A 13,830-nucleotide genomic window follows, 5' to 3' on the forward strand; every position below is an offset into this window, starting at 1 on the left:
ACCTCACAGGCGCGGTTTCGTTACAAAAATAATCTGCCACGGGTTCTCTCGATTCCCGCTTGCGTCCTGCCACGGATTCCGGTTTGCATCCTGTCATGCCAAAGGCTCCTCGTTCCAACCCCGCCCGCATCCCGCAGGTCGCCGTTCTCGTCGATACCTCGCGGTCCTATGGGCGTGACATCGTGCGCGGCATCCGGCGTTATGTGGCGGAGCACGGCCCCTGGTCGCTGTATCTGGAGCCGCGCGATCTGCACAGCCGTTTCCCTGACTGGCTCAAAGACTGGCCCGGAGACGGCATTCTCTCCCGTACCGTCGATGCCGCGATGCTGCGCCAGCTCAAGGCCACGAAGCTGCCCGTGATCGAGCTCCGCACCACGGTGCTGCCGCATTCGTTTCCCTTCGTGGGAATGGACAACCGCATCGTCGGCACGCGGGTGGCTGAGCATCTGCGCAATCGAGGTTTCCAGCGCTTCGCCTGCTACCTGGACACCGCCGAGGCCTTCTTCGAGGAGCGCTGCGAGTTCTTTGTGCAAACGCTGCGTGCTCATGGCTTCGACTGCGCCGTGTTCAAATCCAGCCGCCGCCTGCGCTGGGACGAGCACCAGCGCGCTTTGTCCGAATGGCTCACGTCTTTGGAGAAGCCCGTGGGCGTCTTTGCCGTGAACGACCAGCTCGGCTTCTGGCTGCTGGATGCCGCGCGGCGGGCAGGCATCGCCGTCCCGGAGGAGGTGGCGGTGGTCGGAGCGGAAAATGACAACATGCTCTGCGACACCGCATCCCCACCGCTTTCCAGCGTGCGCCTGCGCGGGCAGGCCGTGGGGTATGAAGCCGCACGCATTCTCGATGAGTGGATGTCCAAAGAGCGCGTCCCCAAGCCCGCTGAAAAGCATTTGCTGGCTCCGGGAGACATCGTCGTGCGCCAGTCCAGCGACATCGTCGCCGTGGAAGATCCGCGCATCTCCGCCGCGCTGCGCTTCATCCGCCAGCATGCCACGGAGCAGATTGATGTGACTCGGGTTGCACGTGAGACGGCGCTCTCACGCAGTGTGCTGGAACGCCGCATGAAGGCGCTTATTGGTCGAAGTCCCGGGGAGGAGATCAACCGCATCCGCTTTGGAGCGGTGGAGAAACTGCTCACCCAGACCGATCTCACGCTCGATGCCATCGCCGTCCGTTGCGGCTTCACGCATCCGCAGTACATGGCCGAGGCCTTTCGGAAGCGCGCGGGCATGACGCCGGGAGAGTTTCGTCGGCAGCGCGCTGTGTGAGGTGCAAAGTACTTATGAGCCTTGTTGCTTCGCCTGAAACAGCTTCACGGTCTTGAGAATCATCGCGGCACGGGGGCCGAAGACGAAGTGATCAAAGTCCGGACGCAGTTCCATGATGTGCAGGCACATCGCCTGCAGGATCATCAGATCAGCCCCCATGAAGGAGATGGGTTTCTGGCTGGCAAAGTAAAACTTCGCACCGCTGCCCACGGCAATTTCCACTTTCGTCAGATCTTCCACGCGGCCTTCAGCGAGCTTCCTGCGGCGGCAGAGCCAGTGGGAGATGATGCCGTCTTCGATGCGAATGGAAAAGAGCAGGGTTGGCAGCACAAACAGGGGAATCACCAGAGCGATGCTCAGAAAGAGCACCATCAGCATTTTCAGATCCAGCGGCCTGCCCTGATGGTAGTTCATGCCGCCCACCGCCGCAGCGATCACCAGCCCAATGATCAGACCGGCGATCAGCGCGCCCCGGACTTCCTTCCATGTATTGCCAAATTCTTTGCTCATGAGAGAAGGCCTGCTTATCAGAACGCGGGTTGCGAGGGCAAGAAAAAAGGCGCGCCCGAAGGATCGGACGCGCCTTGAGGAATTCAGTGCCGGGTTAAGGAACGGACTTCACGCTGGAGAAGATCTTGCCCAGGGTTTCCAGGCTCTTCTCGCTGTCTTTCTTGGAGATCCAGTAGGTGATGGTCAGCACCTTGCCGTCTCCCACTTCGGTGAAGAGGAAGCCGATCACGGCCGGGCCCCACTCCTTGCTTTCGCCACTCCAGGAGATTCGGCTCCACTTGCGGCCGGAGTCTTCAAAATCTTTCGTTTCCTTGGTGTCGGCGGCCACCTTCACTTCATGATCTTCGGTCAGCCATTTGAGGCTTTCTTCGATCACGCTGTCCATCTGCTTCTCGTCGGCCACCACTTCGAGGTAGATCGTGGCCACATTGTCAGGGGATTCAGCGAGGATGCCGTCATCCGATTCCTCAGGCTCCCAGGAGTCAGGAATGCTCACAGTCATCGCCGGCTTGTCCTCCGGAAGTTTGACCGTGCCGGCAGGAGCCAGGGCAGGGAAAAGGGTGAGCAAGAGGATGGCGGCGATGAGGGTGTTTTTCATGGGTTGGAATGTGGCGCACGGCGCGACAGGCTGCACAGGTGTGTGCTGGTGATTTGCTAGCAAGCGGAATCCCTTATCTTTTTGAATTTGAGTGAGAAAGCGCAAAAAAACGGGGTGGATCACTCGATCCACCCCGGTTCTTTGAAGTGCGTACCAACAGCCATGCAGGAACCACTATCTGAAAATTGAGACTGGCGGTCTTGCTCCGCTCTCGTTGTCTGGTGTGAGATTCCCACATCTTGAAGAAGATGTGTCAGAACGATGTAAAACATTCGCAAGAAAGACGGCTTTCCTTCAATAATAAGGAGGGCTGCCCGCTTATTGTGTCTGCTTTGTTTTACGCTTTTGCAGCAGGACCTTGGCCACCAGCAGCACGATCACCAGATTGACCACCAGAGCGGACACATGGATGACGGTGGCTTTCTGATAGATCGCATAAGCCTCGGGAGGCAGGTAGATGCAGCCGCCCACCAGGGCCAGCCATTCGGCCCAGATTTTTTGCTTCCACAGCCCGTAGGCCTCCGCAAAACGAATGGTGGAATAGAGCAGCGCCATGCCGGCCATCAGCCACAGGCGGCGGTCATTGAGGGAGGACATCAGATCAATGAAGATGTGGGGATACTTCCGGGCTGGATTGAGATGCAGATGTTCCACGATCTCGCTGCTCCAAACGTGCAGATCCCGGTGCAGCAGGCCCAGCAGCCCAAAACCCGCCAGCAGCACGATCGTTCCTTTGGCCGCTTCGATGGCAGCCACCACATCGAGACTTTTGCGCAGGCCGGAGGAGGTCATGCTGGAGGATGTTCGGATGCCGGGGCGCGGCAATGGGAAAGCACCCTTATTGTGGCCTCAGCGGTTCATCTCAGCGTGCCTGCTCCGCAAACCGCGTGGTCACACCCTTCACCTGCGCCGCCGCTTTCTCTCCACGCTCCCGGCCCAGCACGCACATGGCCGTGGCCAGCGCATCGCTGGTGGTGCAGTCGGGTGCAATGACTGAGCAGGCGATGCGCTCCCTGAGCCCCATGCCGGTTTTGGGGGAAACGATGTGGGAGTAGCGTTTGCCGTCGATCTCGGTGAACTGGTAGAGATCCCCGGAGGTCGAGACGCCGCAGTTGTGGAGGTGCACCGTCACCAAGTCTTCTTCAGGCGTGGCATGGGTGAACTGCCGCAGCTTGATGTCCCACGCATCCTCCCCGGGTGGCGGATCGCCGATGGCGATGTCTCCCCCTGCCATGACGAGGGCGCGCGTGAGGCCGCGCTCACGCAGCACCTTCAGTCCGGCATCCGCGGCGTAACCCTTGGCGATGCCGCCGAGATCGAGCAGCATGCCGGACTTCAGGAGCGTGAGGGTTTGCGCTTTGGCATCCAGCTGCACGGCACGCCAGTCGGTGGCGGCGAGCGCCTGCTGCAGCCGGTCGGCGGGCGGGAGTTTGTGGGTGCGTTTGGTGCGGCGCCAGAGGTGGGAGAGATTGCCGCAGGTGATGTCGAAGGCCCCTTCCGTGAGGCGGGAAAGTTCAAGGGCGCGTGAGACGACGTCTAAGAGATCGGCGCTGGCTTTGAAGGGCTTGCTGGGGCCGGTGTTGCAGAGCTGCATGAGCTCGCTGTTGGGCTCGTAGTCGGAGAAGACGGCGTTGAGCGCGGCGATGCGCTTAAAGGCGGCGTCGGCGGCCGCTTCTGCTTCTGCTTTCGTATCCGCATGCACGGAGATGCGGAAGGTGGTGAACATCAGCGGCGCGGAGAAATCGAAGCGCTCCAAGGCCTGCGCGGGGATGGCACAGAGAAGCAGGCAAAGGGCGAGGATGGAATACACGGAACTCACGGCAGGAGGATCGTATCGACGAAAAATCCGGCCTTGGAAAGTCCGGGCCGAGACGGGAGCCGCCAATTCCTTGTTACCAGTCAGGCTCTGCATGCAACGCATCCGCCAGATTCAATGCAGGCGCAGAAACGGGCCGGATGCGGGTCGTGATGGGCTTTGCCAGCCTCTCACAGGCGGTGCGGATGAGAGGGATGATGTCAGTGCTTTGACAGCGGGCGAGCAGCATGCGGCGCTGCGGCAGGCCGTGGAGGTAAATCACGCCGCCGTCGTGCTGCTGGACGATTTCCAGACAGTCGCCGCTGCCAGAGCGGCGGCCCAGTTCGGAGGCCGCAGACAAGGTGGCATGCGCCAGCACCAGGATGGCGGTCGTGGGTGGCTCGCCATCACCCGCGCAATCGAGCAAACGCCCGGCGTCATCAGCAATGGCGATCTGAATGACTTCAGGAATGGAGGCAAGGGCGGTGAGTTCCATGGTCAAATCACAAGGCGGTTTTACGCGGCGAGGGCATGGGTGGGAAGCTCATGCGGCGTGGTCGAGGTGCTGTCCTCAGGTGCAGTGCGCAGGCGGAACTGATGCAGCACGGCCTGGGAGATGGCATTCAGCGTGGCCAGCACGTTGCGACCGCTGCGGGCGTCCGACTCGAAGCTGAGAAAAGGCGTGGGCCGGTTGTTGAAGAGGTATTCCAGGTACTCCACCGGCGCAGCATTGGGCAGGTCACGCTTGTTGTATTGAATGACGATGGGCAGCCGATCCAGCGCGCTGCCGTTCATGCGCAGGTTGGCTTCCAGGCTTTGCAGAGAGTGCAGGTTGTCACGCTGGCGGTCCATCTGGGAATCCGCCACAAAGACCACACCGTCGGCCTGCCTCAGCACGAGCTGCAGCGTGGCATTGTAGGTGATCTGCCCGGGGACAGTGTAGAGATGAAAGGTGGTCTTGTAACCGGGAAGGGCATCCGCCTCCACTGCGAGGAAGTCGAAGAAGAGGGTCCGGTCCTGGGCGGTCGACAGCGAGACTAGGTCGCTGCAGCCATTCGGGTCCAGCTTGGCGTGGATCTGCTGGAGATTGGACGTTTTTCCGCTGAGCGGAGTGCCGCAATAGACGATCTTGAAGCTGACGGTGCGGTCGTCGTGATTGATGCTGGGCATGGCAGAGGGGAATGACGAATGGAATGGAATGAATGCCGCAGCCTGTCGCTGAATGCCGGGCTTTTAGTCCAGCATGCGGGCGAGTTCGCGGGCGATGAGAGTGATCTTGTCGCGCATGCCGGTGGAGGGTTCGTCATCATGCAGCACGCCGATGATGGAGTCTCCTGGAAAGCAGAACGTGAGCAAACGACCGCCCGCATTGAGCGTGAAGGTTTCAGCACCTTCAATGCCAATGAGCGGAGCAAGACCGCGCAACTGACGGGCGATGTCCGGCGCCTGGCGCTGGAATTCCACGGCATCAATCTTGGATAAATCCGCATGGCTGAGCACCTGGGAGCCGTGCAGGCAGACGCAGGCGCTCAGACCCGGCTGCAGGGCCAGCAGTTCGACGACTCGTGGCGCGGTCAGTTTCTCCTCGGTGCCCAGCAGCGCGCGTAGCAGGAGCTGATCCGTCTGGGTATCGAGCGGGGAAAGACCGAGGAAGGAATGCTTGACCTCGGCCATTTTAGCCGGAGGTGCAGCGGACGGCGTGGCCTGCGCTGCAGGTGGTTTGAACGCTGCGGGTGTGGCCGGAGCGAATTTAGACTCTGGCTTGGACTGCGGTGCCGCTGTCTCTGAAAACAGCGGTACATTCAGCGATGAGGTGCTGAACAATCCACGTGGGGCAGGCTGTGGCGCAGGAGACGCAGGCGTGGAGAAAGAAGGAATTTCTTCCAAGGCTGGAGCGAAGGAAGGTGTGGGCTGGAAGAGAGCAGGGGCCGGGGCGGCAAACAAGCTGGGAACTGGCTTGACCTCGGGCGCGGGTGCAAAAGCAGAGGCGGAATGTTGTGGCGCGGGAGCCTGACCCAGCAACTGGGCGCTGCTAAACCCTGATTCCGCAGGCCCTTTGCCTGACAGCGGACCTGTGGAGGAAGAGGCGAAAGGATCGAACGGTTTCGCCGTTCCGAGCAGAGGTGCATTCGGCGGAGCCGCTGATTGAGCCCCAGGTGACGAGGGGGATGCACCGAGTGTGTGAAACGCTCCGGCAAGGGGTTGCTGAGGTTGCGGGGAAAAAGATGCCGTTGGCTGTGCCGGGGCGGGGGCGAATGCTGCTGGAACTGGAGGCGGCGCAGATTCGGCGGATGCTGAGGGAGAAGAAAATCCAAATGGCGCTGGACCACCGGATGGCTGAGGAGAGCCAAAGGCTGACACCGGCGCAGTACCTGCCGCAGGCTGGCTTTGGGTAAATGGAGCCAATGCCGCGGCGAACATCGGTGTTGGCGGCTTCTGTTCTGCGGGGCCAGGTATGGAAGAAGCCCCGAACATGGGCTGCAAATTCTGAACTGGCTGCTGCGCAGGATTCGGCTGCACCGAAAGTCGGGTGGGGGGCGTTGCCGGGCTGGAACTACCAAAGGAGGTGGGTGCCGCAGGTGCCGCCGACATGTTGGTGAGCGAATGAAACACCTCGTTCTGCGGCAGCTTGATCTTGAAATCACGCTTCGCGTTGGTGAGGGTGTTGCGGAAACCGAGATCGGAAATGCCATCAATGAGCAGGCCGAGTTCCACAACAACGTTGCCGGAGGAGATCTGTTCATGCAGCACGCTGCCCTGAACGCTGGTGCTGATCCACGCCGGTAGTGTGGTCGGATTGAATCCCAGTTCTTCAACACTGTAACCGCTAAGAACGGCAGCGAATCCTAATTTCACCATGCCTGATGAGCCAGGGGCATGGCCGGGTGCTGCTGAGGGTGGCTGCGAAGCAAAGGCGTTGGGCGCGGGTGATTGCGGCTGAGAAGCGAAGACGCTCGGCGCAGGTGATTCTGCCGCTGGTGATGCATCCTTCATCGCAGAGAGGAAAGAGGAGCCAAAGGGCATTGCAGGAGCAGGGGCCACATCCGAAGGCACGGCGGCACGTTGCTGCGCTGCTGGTGTGAACAAAGTGGAAATGGATGCCCCGGAATTTGCTCCGGCAGGAGTCGCAGCTGACCAACTTTCCGCCGGTGCCGGAGCGAAAGCTGAGGAGGATGGAGCAGGCTGCTGCGGACTGCCGAAGGGCGAACCATTCAGGCTGCCCCCTAACAAAAAGGGTGATCCTGATGAGGCCGGGGCAGGTGCCGCATGTGGTTGCGACGTGCCGAAAGGGGAACCGTTCGAGCTGGCCCCCATCGAGAAGGGAGATCCTGATGATGGGGTGGGGGCAGGTGCCGCATGTGGTTGCGATGTGCCGAAAGGGGAACCGTTCGTGCTGGCTCCCATCGAGAAGGGAGACCCCGGTGGTGTAGCCGGGGCAGGTGCCGCATGTGGTTGCGATGTGCCGAAGGGCGAGCTATTCGAGCTGGCCCCCATCGAGAAAGGAGATCCTGATGATGGGGCGGGGGCAGGTGCCGCAGGTTGTTGCGATGTGCCGAAGGGGGAACCGTTCGTGCTGGTCCCCATCGAGAAGGGAGATCCCGGCAGTGGGGAGTGCTCCGCTGCTGTGGATTGCTGCGGCATTCCGAAGGGCGAGCCATTCGTGCCACCACCCATCGAGAAAGGAGATCCGCTGCTGGCGGCGGGCGCCGGTGCTGCGGGCTGCTGCGGCATGCCGAAAGGGGAGCCATGGGTACTCGCGCCAAATGACAAAGGAGACCCCGGTGGCTGCTGCGCCGGCTCTGCGGCCGGTTGGCTCATCGGGAATGGGGAGCCGACGGACGATGCAGGCTGGCCGAAAGAAAACGGTGCTGGCGCGGCGGCGGCAGCAGCCGGGGCCGCCCCGTGTCCTTCGCGGGCCTGCGCGATCAGCCCCGGCAGCTTTGCCGCAGGCAGTGCTACAAGACGTGGATCTTGAGGGGAGATGGGCACCTGGAAAAGCGCCGGGCAGACGCGATACAATTCAAAGACTGGCAGTGCGGCCTGACCGCTGCGCAATGCGTTTTCCAGCAGGGCAGGTGGCAGGGAAAGCGGCTGCTCCGCAGGCAGCGCCCCCATGCGCACGACTTCGGCGGGAAGCTGATTGATCACATCCCCTACGGTCAGAGGTGAATTCGTGGGAGTTGCTCCAATGACGCTGAACGGTGACATCCCTGTGGCTGAATTGATGTGCGGGGCTGCAATAGGTTCGTTACCAGCTGTTTTAAAAAGGGGACTGCCCCCGACCTGAAAAGGGGAAGCACCTGATGAAAACTGTAAAGGGGGAGACGCTTGCATGGATGAGAGGCTGTTTGTGCCCGAGCCAGTCACTCTCTGAAGAGGTGTTTCCGCCACGGAGTGCTCAGCGCCTTGAGCCGGTTCTTTAGAACCGACTCCGCGCTGGAACAAACCTCGTAACGAAAAACTCATCGGCGGATGAAGCGACCTGATTCAGGTGAAAGAATAGCAAGCCTGTGTGAAAAATCTAGTAATTATAAACAAATACCTCAGCATTTGCGTTATTTAATTGAGGTTAAGTATTTTGCCTTGGAGTTCAAGACTTTTTCACCGTTTTCGCCGGACTGAACCGTTGTTCACAGGGCATGGCGACCATCTCTCCATCCGTTCGCGGCGGACTCGATCAATCCTGTCGCCGAATGGAAATTGCGCTGCAACCGCAGACCTCACTCAACGGCGCTCTTTCGGGCGGGGCCATCGGTGTTTGTTTACGCGGATAAGAGCGAACAACGATGAGTGATTGGCGACCTGCGGAGAGGTGAATGAGGGGGGACGGAAAAATGAATTTCACGAATGATGAATTTTCTCTTGCGCAATTCTGCTTTGAAAGCAATATCCCGGCCCGCTCAATCCGAGCAAACGACCCCTTCGTCTAGCGGTTAGGACACATCCCTTTCACGGATGCGACACGAGTTCGATTCTCGTAGGGGTCGCCACTCTCTTCAAGAGAGTGGCGGCCGAGGAAAATCAGCCACGACTGACCACCGGCAAAACTGCTTCACAATGGTGCCATATGTCATGCCATGGTAGCGCCGGTCGGAGATCAGGCCGCTCCGTCATTGTCGCTGGGAAATGAAGCTTTGCTGGACACCGCAGGCGCATCCGCTAGGCATGCAGGCATGTCTTCCTCAGGCGGCAAACTTTTCATCACCGGTCATCAGGGTCTCGTCGGACGCGCGCTGCTGCGCCATTACGCCGGCAAGCCCGAATGGCAGATCATCACCCGCACCAAGGCCGAGCTGGATCTGCGCGATCCGCATGCCACGGACGCCTTCTTTGCGGCAGAGCGGCCGGACCAGGTCATCCTCGCGGCGGCCACCGTGGGCGGCATCAAGGCCAGCTACACCCAGCCGGTGGATTTCCTGCTCAACAATCTGCAGATCCAAAACAGCGTGCTCTCTGCGGCGCACCGCTTTGACACGAAGAAGCTGCTCTTCCTTGGCAGCACCTGCATTTACCCGAAGGTCGTGGAGATGCCCATCCGTGAAGACAGCCTCATGACCGGCCCCATGGAGGAGACCAATGCGCCATACGGCGTCGCCAAGATCGCGGGCATCAAGCTCTGCCAGGGCTACCGGCACCAGTATGGCCGTGATTTTATCTGCGGCATGCCGGCGAATCTGTACGGCCCCTTTGACAACTTTGACCCCGAACACTCGCACGTGCTGCCCTCGCTGATCCGCCGTTTTCACGAGGCCAAGCTGCACAACAAGCCCACCGTCACCCTCTGGGGCAGTGGCAAGCCGACGCGCGAGTTCCTCTTTGTGGACGATCTGGCCTCCGCCTGCGCCTTCCTGCTGGAGAACTACAGCAGCCCTGAGATCATCAACATCGGCACCGGTGCCGAGATCAGCATCCGCGATGCCGCAGAAGCCATCAAAACCATCATCGGCTACACCGGCGAGATCCTGTGGGACACCACGCAGCCGGACGGCAATCCGCGCCGCCTGCTGGATGTCAGCCGCATGGCAAAACTCGGCTGGAAGGCCAGCACCGACTTCCGCGAAGGCGTGGCCCGCACCTACCAGTGGTTTCTTGAAAACCGCGCCACCGCCCGCGTCTGAACCTGCCCATCAAGTCTAGCTGGACACACCAGCACAACAATGCCAATTGAACCCATGGCCATCCAAGCTTTCCGCCCCGTCCTCATCACCCGCAACACCTGCCGTATTTGCGGCTCCCGCAGCCTCACTCCGGTCGTCAGCCTTGGGGATCAATTCATTGGCGGTGTGCTTGCCAGCGCGGATGGCAGTGCGCTCATCAAGCGCAAAGTGCCTCTTGATCTCGTGCGCTGCGATCCTTCGCAGGATGAAAACGCCTGCGGTCTGGTGCAGATGCGCCACTCGGTGCCGCCGAAGGTTCTGTATCATCGCTATTACTATGAGTCTGGCATCAACCAGTCCATGATCGACAACCTCTCGGGCATCACCCAGCTCGTCGAGCAGACCGTCACGCTGAAGGCCAAGGACATCGTGCTCGACATCGGCTGCAACGACGGCACCCTCCTTTCCAGCTACAAAACCCAGGGGCTGCGCCACATCGGCATTGACCCATCGGACGTGGCCCTCAAGGCCCGCGCCAAGGGCTTCACGGTGGTGAATGATTTCTTCTCCGCCCGCGCTTTCAAGAGCGTGCATGCCACGGAGAAAGCCCGCGTGGTGACCAGCATCTCCATGTTCTATGATTTGGAAAACCCGCACGCTTTTGTGCAGGACATCGCCGATGTGCTCGCCACGGACGGCATCTGGATTCTGGAGCAGAGCTACCTGCCTGCGATGCTGGACATTAACAGCTTCGACACCATCTGCCATGAGCACTTGGAATACTACTCCCTCGCCGTGCTGGAGCGCCTCTTCGGTGATCACGGCCTCGAAGTCATCGACGTGCATCTCAACGATGTGAACGGTGGCAGCTTCCGCCTTGTGGTGGCCAATGCCGGACAGGTCAAGCCTTCCGCTGAAGCCGCCGCCCGCGTGCAGGATCTGCGCGTCCGCGAGTTCGAAATGGCGCTGGATTCCGACGCCCCCTACGCCCTCTTCCGCGACAACATCGAGCGCATCCGCACCGACCTCACCGCCTTCCTGCAGAAGGCCAAGGCCGAGGGCAAAGTGGTGCACGGCTACGGCGCCTCCACCAAGGGCAGCACCACGCTGCAGTTCTGCAATGTGACGAATGACCTCGTGACTGCCATCGCCGACCGCAATCCGGTCAAGTGGGGCAGCTACACCATCGGCACCCAGATCAAGATCATCTCCGAAGAGGAATCCCGCGCCGCCAAGCCCGACTACTACCTCGTGCTGCCATGGCACTTCATGCCTGAGTTCCTCAAGCGTGAGACCGACTTCCTGGCACGCGGTGGCAAGTTTGTGGTGCCAATGCCGCAGGTGCATCTGGTGGGGTGAGTTGCGCTTCGAGCTTTTCAAATCAGCTCCGGTGCCGCAAGGGCCGGAGCTTTTTTGTGTCTGCCTGCCCAAGGACCGTGGAGCGAGGCCAGTGCTGCGCCGCGAAGAAGGCTTTGGAGCGCGGACTTTAGTCCGCAGAAGGTCTTTGCACGAAGCGGATGGCACTGGGTCTTGAGCGACGCAAGCACCGTGGCGTTGGGGGTGCGATGGTGATAGCGAAAGCGAGATAAGGCTGGGTGTGGGGGCGCATTGTGGGGGAGAAGCGCTCTGTGCGCGGCGGAGAGCTGCGGACTGAAGTCCGCGCTCCTGAGCGCTGGGCGTAGGGCAGTGCCATGCAGCGTTCGCAAGCGCAAGGCCCTCCCACATTCGGTTTGAATCTGGCGCCGTGCTCGCTCGTCTAGCCACACACCCATGGACGACAAGCCCGAGCCGATGACCAACAGCGCCGCGCTGCGCCGCCTGCTCGTGTTTGCACGCGGGCACTGGCGCATCGCCGCGTGGCAGTTCGCGCTGGCCGTGGCGGGCACCTCGCTCATCTTTGTGTTTCCCGGCGTGGTGCGCTGGTTCATGGATGAAATCATCCCGCAGAAGCGCAGCGATCTCATCTGGCGTGCCGGCGGACTGGCGCTGCTGGCCTTTGCGCTGCGGGAGGGCCTCTTCTACTTCCGCACCCGGGTGAACTGCACCTTTGAGCAGCGCATGATCACCGATCTGCGCAGCCAGTTGCACCGCAAGATCGAGCTGCTGCCGCTGCACTGGTTTGATCATCAAAGCACCGGCGATATCCTCACCAAGCTGGCCGACGACGTGCCGGCCACGCAGCGCGTCATCCTCGAAGGCATCGAGCAGGGCAGCACTGCGGTTCTGCAGATCCTTATCACCGCCATCGTCATGCTGGTGGCGGATGCGAAGCTCGCGCTCATTGTCCTGGCCCCCACGCCGTTCATTGCCGCTGGGGGGTGGATCTACTCGCACTGGGTCTCCCCGCGCGCCACCGCCGCACGTGAGGCCACCAGCGCGCTCAATGCCACGCTGCACGACACCATCACCGGCATCCGCCAGATCAAGAGCTTCACTGCGGAGGAGATGCGGCAGGGAAAGTTTCTCACCGCCAGCCATCGCCTCAAAGACAAGCAGACACGCCTCATGGCCGCTTGGGCCTTCTACGCGCCCTCCATGACGCTGCTTGGAAACGGCGGACTCGTTCTTCTGCTCATGGCCGGGTCCTGGTGGTGCGTGCAGGGCAGCATGACACCCGGCCAGTTGATGGATTTTCTGCTGCTCGTCGGCTTCCTCTACGAACCCATCGCCCGGCTGCACGGCGTGAATCAAACCCTGCTCAACGGCCTCTCCGCCGCCAAGCGAGTCTTTGCCATCCTCGACAATGAAACCGAGGAAGACCTCGATGCCGGGCGGTCGCTCGACTCCATCCGTGGGGAGGTCGAATTCAGCGCCGTCACCTTCAGCTACCGCGCCGACAAGCCCGTGCTGCATGAGATCTCGCTGCGCGCCGCGCGACATCAAACCATCGCCATCGTCGGCGCCACCGGTTCCGGCAAAAGCACGCTCTTCCAACTTCTCACCCGCTTCTACGATCCGCAGAGCGGTGCCATCACGCTCGACGGCGTGCCCATCCAAAACCTCAGCAAGCGTTTCCTGCGCCAGTCCCTCGCCTACGTCACGCAGGAGGCCTTCCTCTTCGCAGGCACCGTACGTGACAACCTCCTCATCGGCAAACCCGGTGCCACCGATGACGAACTCTGGGCCGCCCTGCGCGACGCCTGCGCCGAAGACTTCGTGCAGCGCATCCCCGAAGGCCTCGATGCCGAAGTCGGCGAGCGCGGCGTCCTCCTCAGCGGCGGCGAGCGCCAGCGCCTCGCCCTCGCCCGCGCCTTCCTCAAAGACGCCCCCATCCTCCTCCTCGATGAAGCAACCTCCGCCGTCGATGTGAAATCCGAGCAGCTCATCCAGGCCGCGCTCGCCAAACTCCGCGCCAATCGCACCAGCCTCATCATCGCCCACCGCCTCAGCACCATCGTGGAGGCAGACCTCATCTACGTCCTGCACCTCGGCCGCATCCTCGCCCGCGGCACACATGAGGAGCTGCTGCAAACGTCCTCGTATTACCGCGAGATGGCCGCGCTGGCGTTTGATGGCGGAGAGGGATCATCCTGATTCCTCAGATTTCGAGGTGCCCGTCTC

General features: G+C 61.2%; 14 protein-coding genes and 1 tRNA gene. 8 read left to right on the forward strand and 7 right to left on the reverse strand.

The window, feature by feature from the left end; genetic code table 11:
• Nucleotides 1-95 precede the first annotated feature (95 nt).
• A complete protein-coding gene (locus tag ACILSL_RS03260; protein ID WP_395730565.1) occupies nt 96-1,268 on the forward strand; it encodes a substrate-binding domain-containing protein in 1,173 nt (390 codons plus the stop codon).
• A gap of 12 nt (nt 1,269-1,280) precedes the next feature.
• On the opposite strand, the gene ACILSL_RS03265 is transcribed toward ACILSL_RS03260, so the two are convergent.
• The 7 genes from ACILSL_RS03265 to ACILSL_RS03295 form a co-directional block, all read right to left on the reverse strand.
• The gene (locus tag ACILSL_RS03265) at nt 1,281-1,778 is read right to left on the reverse strand and encodes a hypothetical protein (protein WP_395730566.1); all 498 of its coding nucleotides are present in this window, start codon (nt 1,776-1,778) and stop codon (nt 1,281-1,283) included.
• Nucleotides 1,779-1,872: 94 nt separating this feature from the next.
• Nucleotides 1,873-2,376: a hypothetical protein gene (locus ACILSL_RS03270; protein ID WP_395730567.1), complete on the reverse strand. Its 504-nt coding sequence runs from the start codon at nt 2,374-2,376 to the stop codon at nt 1,873-1,875.
• Between the two features lie 318 nt (nt 2,377-2,694).
• Entirely contained in the window at nt 2,695-3,168 is a 474-nt protein-coding gene (locus tag ACILSL_RS03275; RefSeq protein WP_395730568.1) for a DUF2127 domain-containing protein, read from the reverse strand.
• A 70-nt stretch (nt 3,169-3,238) separates the two neighbouring features.
• Nucleotides 3,239-4,186, reverse strand: coding sequence for an FAD:protein FMN transferase (locus ACILSL_RS03280; protein WP_395730569.1), 948 nt, complete (start codon nt 4,184-4,186; stop codon nt 3,239-3,241).
• Between the two features lie 82 nt (nt 4,187-4,268).
• Nucleotides 4,269-4,667: a hypothetical protein gene (locus ACILSL_RS03285; protein WP_395730570.1), complete on the reverse strand. Its 399-nt coding sequence runs from the start codon at nt 4,665-4,667 to the stop codon at nt 4,269-4,271.
• 20 nt (nt 4,668-4,687) lie between these two features.
• Nucleotides 4,688-5,341, reverse strand: a complete 654-nt coding sequence (locus ACILSL_RS03290; protein WP_395730571.1) for a GTP-binding protein — start codon at nt 5,339-5,341, stop codon at nt 4,688-4,690.
• A 63-nt stretch (nt 5,342-5,404) separates the two neighbouring features.
• Nucleotides 5,405-6,115, reverse strand: a complete 711-nt coding sequence (locus ACILSL_RS03295) for a hypothetical protein (RefSeq protein WP_395730572.1) — start codon at nt 6,113-6,115, stop codon at nt 5,405-5,407.
• A 311-nt stretch (nt 6,116-6,426) separates the two neighbouring features.
• Between ACILSL_RS03295 and ACILSL_RS03300 the strand changes: the two genes are divergently transcribed.
• The 7 genes from ACILSL_RS03300 (at nt 6,427) to ACILSL_RS03330 (ending at nt 13,803) form a co-directional block, all read left to right on the forward strand.
• Nucleotides 6,427-6,567, forward strand: coding sequence for a hypothetical protein (locus ACILSL_RS03300; protein ID WP_395730573.1), 141 nt, complete (start codon nt 6,427-6,429; stop codon nt 6,565-6,567).
• A 208-nt stretch (nt 6,568-6,775) separates the two neighbouring features.
• On the forward strand, nt 6,776-6,958 hold the full coding sequence (locus tag ACILSL_RS03305; RefSeq protein ID WP_395730574.1) for a hypothetical protein: 183 nt from the start codon (nt 6,776-6,778) through the stop codon (nt 6,956-6,958).
• A 493-nt stretch (nt 6,959-7,451) separates the two neighbouring features.
• Nucleotides 7,452-8,147 carry a hypothetical protein gene (locus ACILSL_RS03310; protein ID WP_395730575.1) on the forward strand — a complete coding sequence of 232 codons (696 nt, stop codon included), beginning with the start codon at nt 7,452-7,454 and terminating at the stop codon, nt 8,145-8,147.
• A gap of 940 nt (nt 8,148-9,087) precedes the next feature.
• Nucleotides 9,088-9,162 (forward strand) — tRNA-Glu (locus ACILSL_RS03315).
• A gap of 183 nt (nt 9,163-9,345) precedes the next feature.
• Complete coding sequence (locus ACILSL_RS03320; RefSeq protein ID WP_395730576.1) at nt 9,346-10,290, forward strand: GDP-L-fucose synthase family protein; 945 nt, start codon at nt 9,346-9,348, stop codon at nt 10,288-10,290.
• 54 nt (nt 10,291-10,344) lie between these two features.
• Nucleotides 10,345-11,628 (forward strand): class I SAM-dependent methyltransferase, encoded by a 1,284-nt coding sequence (locus ACILSL_RS03325; protein WP_395730577.1) that lies wholly within the window; start codon nt 10,345-10,347, stop codon nt 11,626-11,628.
• Between the two features lie 411 nt (nt 11,629-12,039).
• Complete coding sequence (locus ACILSL_RS03330; RefSeq protein WP_395730578.1) at nt 12,040-13,803, forward strand: ABC transporter ATP-binding protein; 1,764 nt, start codon at nt 12,040-12,042, stop codon at nt 13,801-13,803.
• Nucleotides 13,804-13,830: the final 27 nt, after the last annotated feature.

It is taken from the genome of Prosthecobacter sp. (assembly GCF_044222345.1).
Taxonomy (GTDB): domain Bacteria; phylum Verrucomicrobiota; class Verrucomicrobiia; order Verrucomicrobiales; family Verrucomicrobiaceae; genus Prosthecobacter.

What these genes read in the sequence shown, in the direction of transcription:
- ACILSL_RS03270 (WP_395730567.1), bottom strand. Translation starts at nt 2,376, where the DNA reads ATGAAAAACACCCTCATCGCCGCCATCCTCTTGCTCACCCTTTTCCCT.
- ACILSL_RS03285 (WP_395730570.1), bottom strand. Translation starts at nt 4,667, where the DNA reads ATGGAACTCACCGCCCTTGCCTCCATTCCTGAAGTCATTCAGATCGCC.
- ACILSL_RS03325 (WP_395730577.1), top strand. Translation starts at nt 10,345, where the DNA reads ATGGCCATCCAAGCTTTCCGCCCCGTCCTCATCACCCGCAACACCTGC.
- ACILSL_RS03275 (WP_395730568.1), bottom strand. Translation starts at nt 3,168, where the DNA reads ATGACCTCCTCCGGCCTGCGCAAAAGTCTCGATGTGGTGGCTGCCATC.
- ACILSL_RS03300 (WP_395730573.1), top strand. Translation starts at nt 6,427, where the DNA reads ATGCTGCTGGAACTGGAGGCGGCGCAGATTCGGCGGATGCTGAGGGAG.
- ACILSL_RS03330 (WP_395730578.1), top strand. Translation starts at nt 12,040, where the DNA reads ATGGACGACAAGCCCGAGCCGATGACCAACAGCGCCGCGCTGCGCCGC.
- ACILSL_RS03260 (WP_395730565.1), top strand. Translation starts at nt 96, where the DNA reads ATGCCAAAGGCTCCTCGTTCCAACCCCGCCCGCATCCCGCAGGTCGCC.
- ACILSL_RS03305 (WP_395730574.1), top strand. Translation starts at nt 6,776, where the DNA reads ATGAAACACCTCGTTCTGCGGCAGCTTGATCTTGAAATCACGCTTCGC.
- ACILSL_RS03265 (WP_395730566.1), bottom strand. Translation starts at nt 1,778, where the DNA reads ATGAGCAAAGAATTTGGCAATACATGGAAGGAAGTCCGGGGCGCGCTG.
- ACILSL_RS03290 (WP_395730571.1), bottom strand. Translation starts at nt 5,341, where the DNA reads ATGCCCAGCATCAATCACGACGACCGCACCGTCAGCTTCAAGATCGTC.
- ACILSL_RS03320 (WP_395730576.1), top strand. Translation starts at nt 9,346, where the DNA reads ATGTCTTCCTCAGGCGGCAAACTTTTCATCACCGGTCATCAGGGTCTC.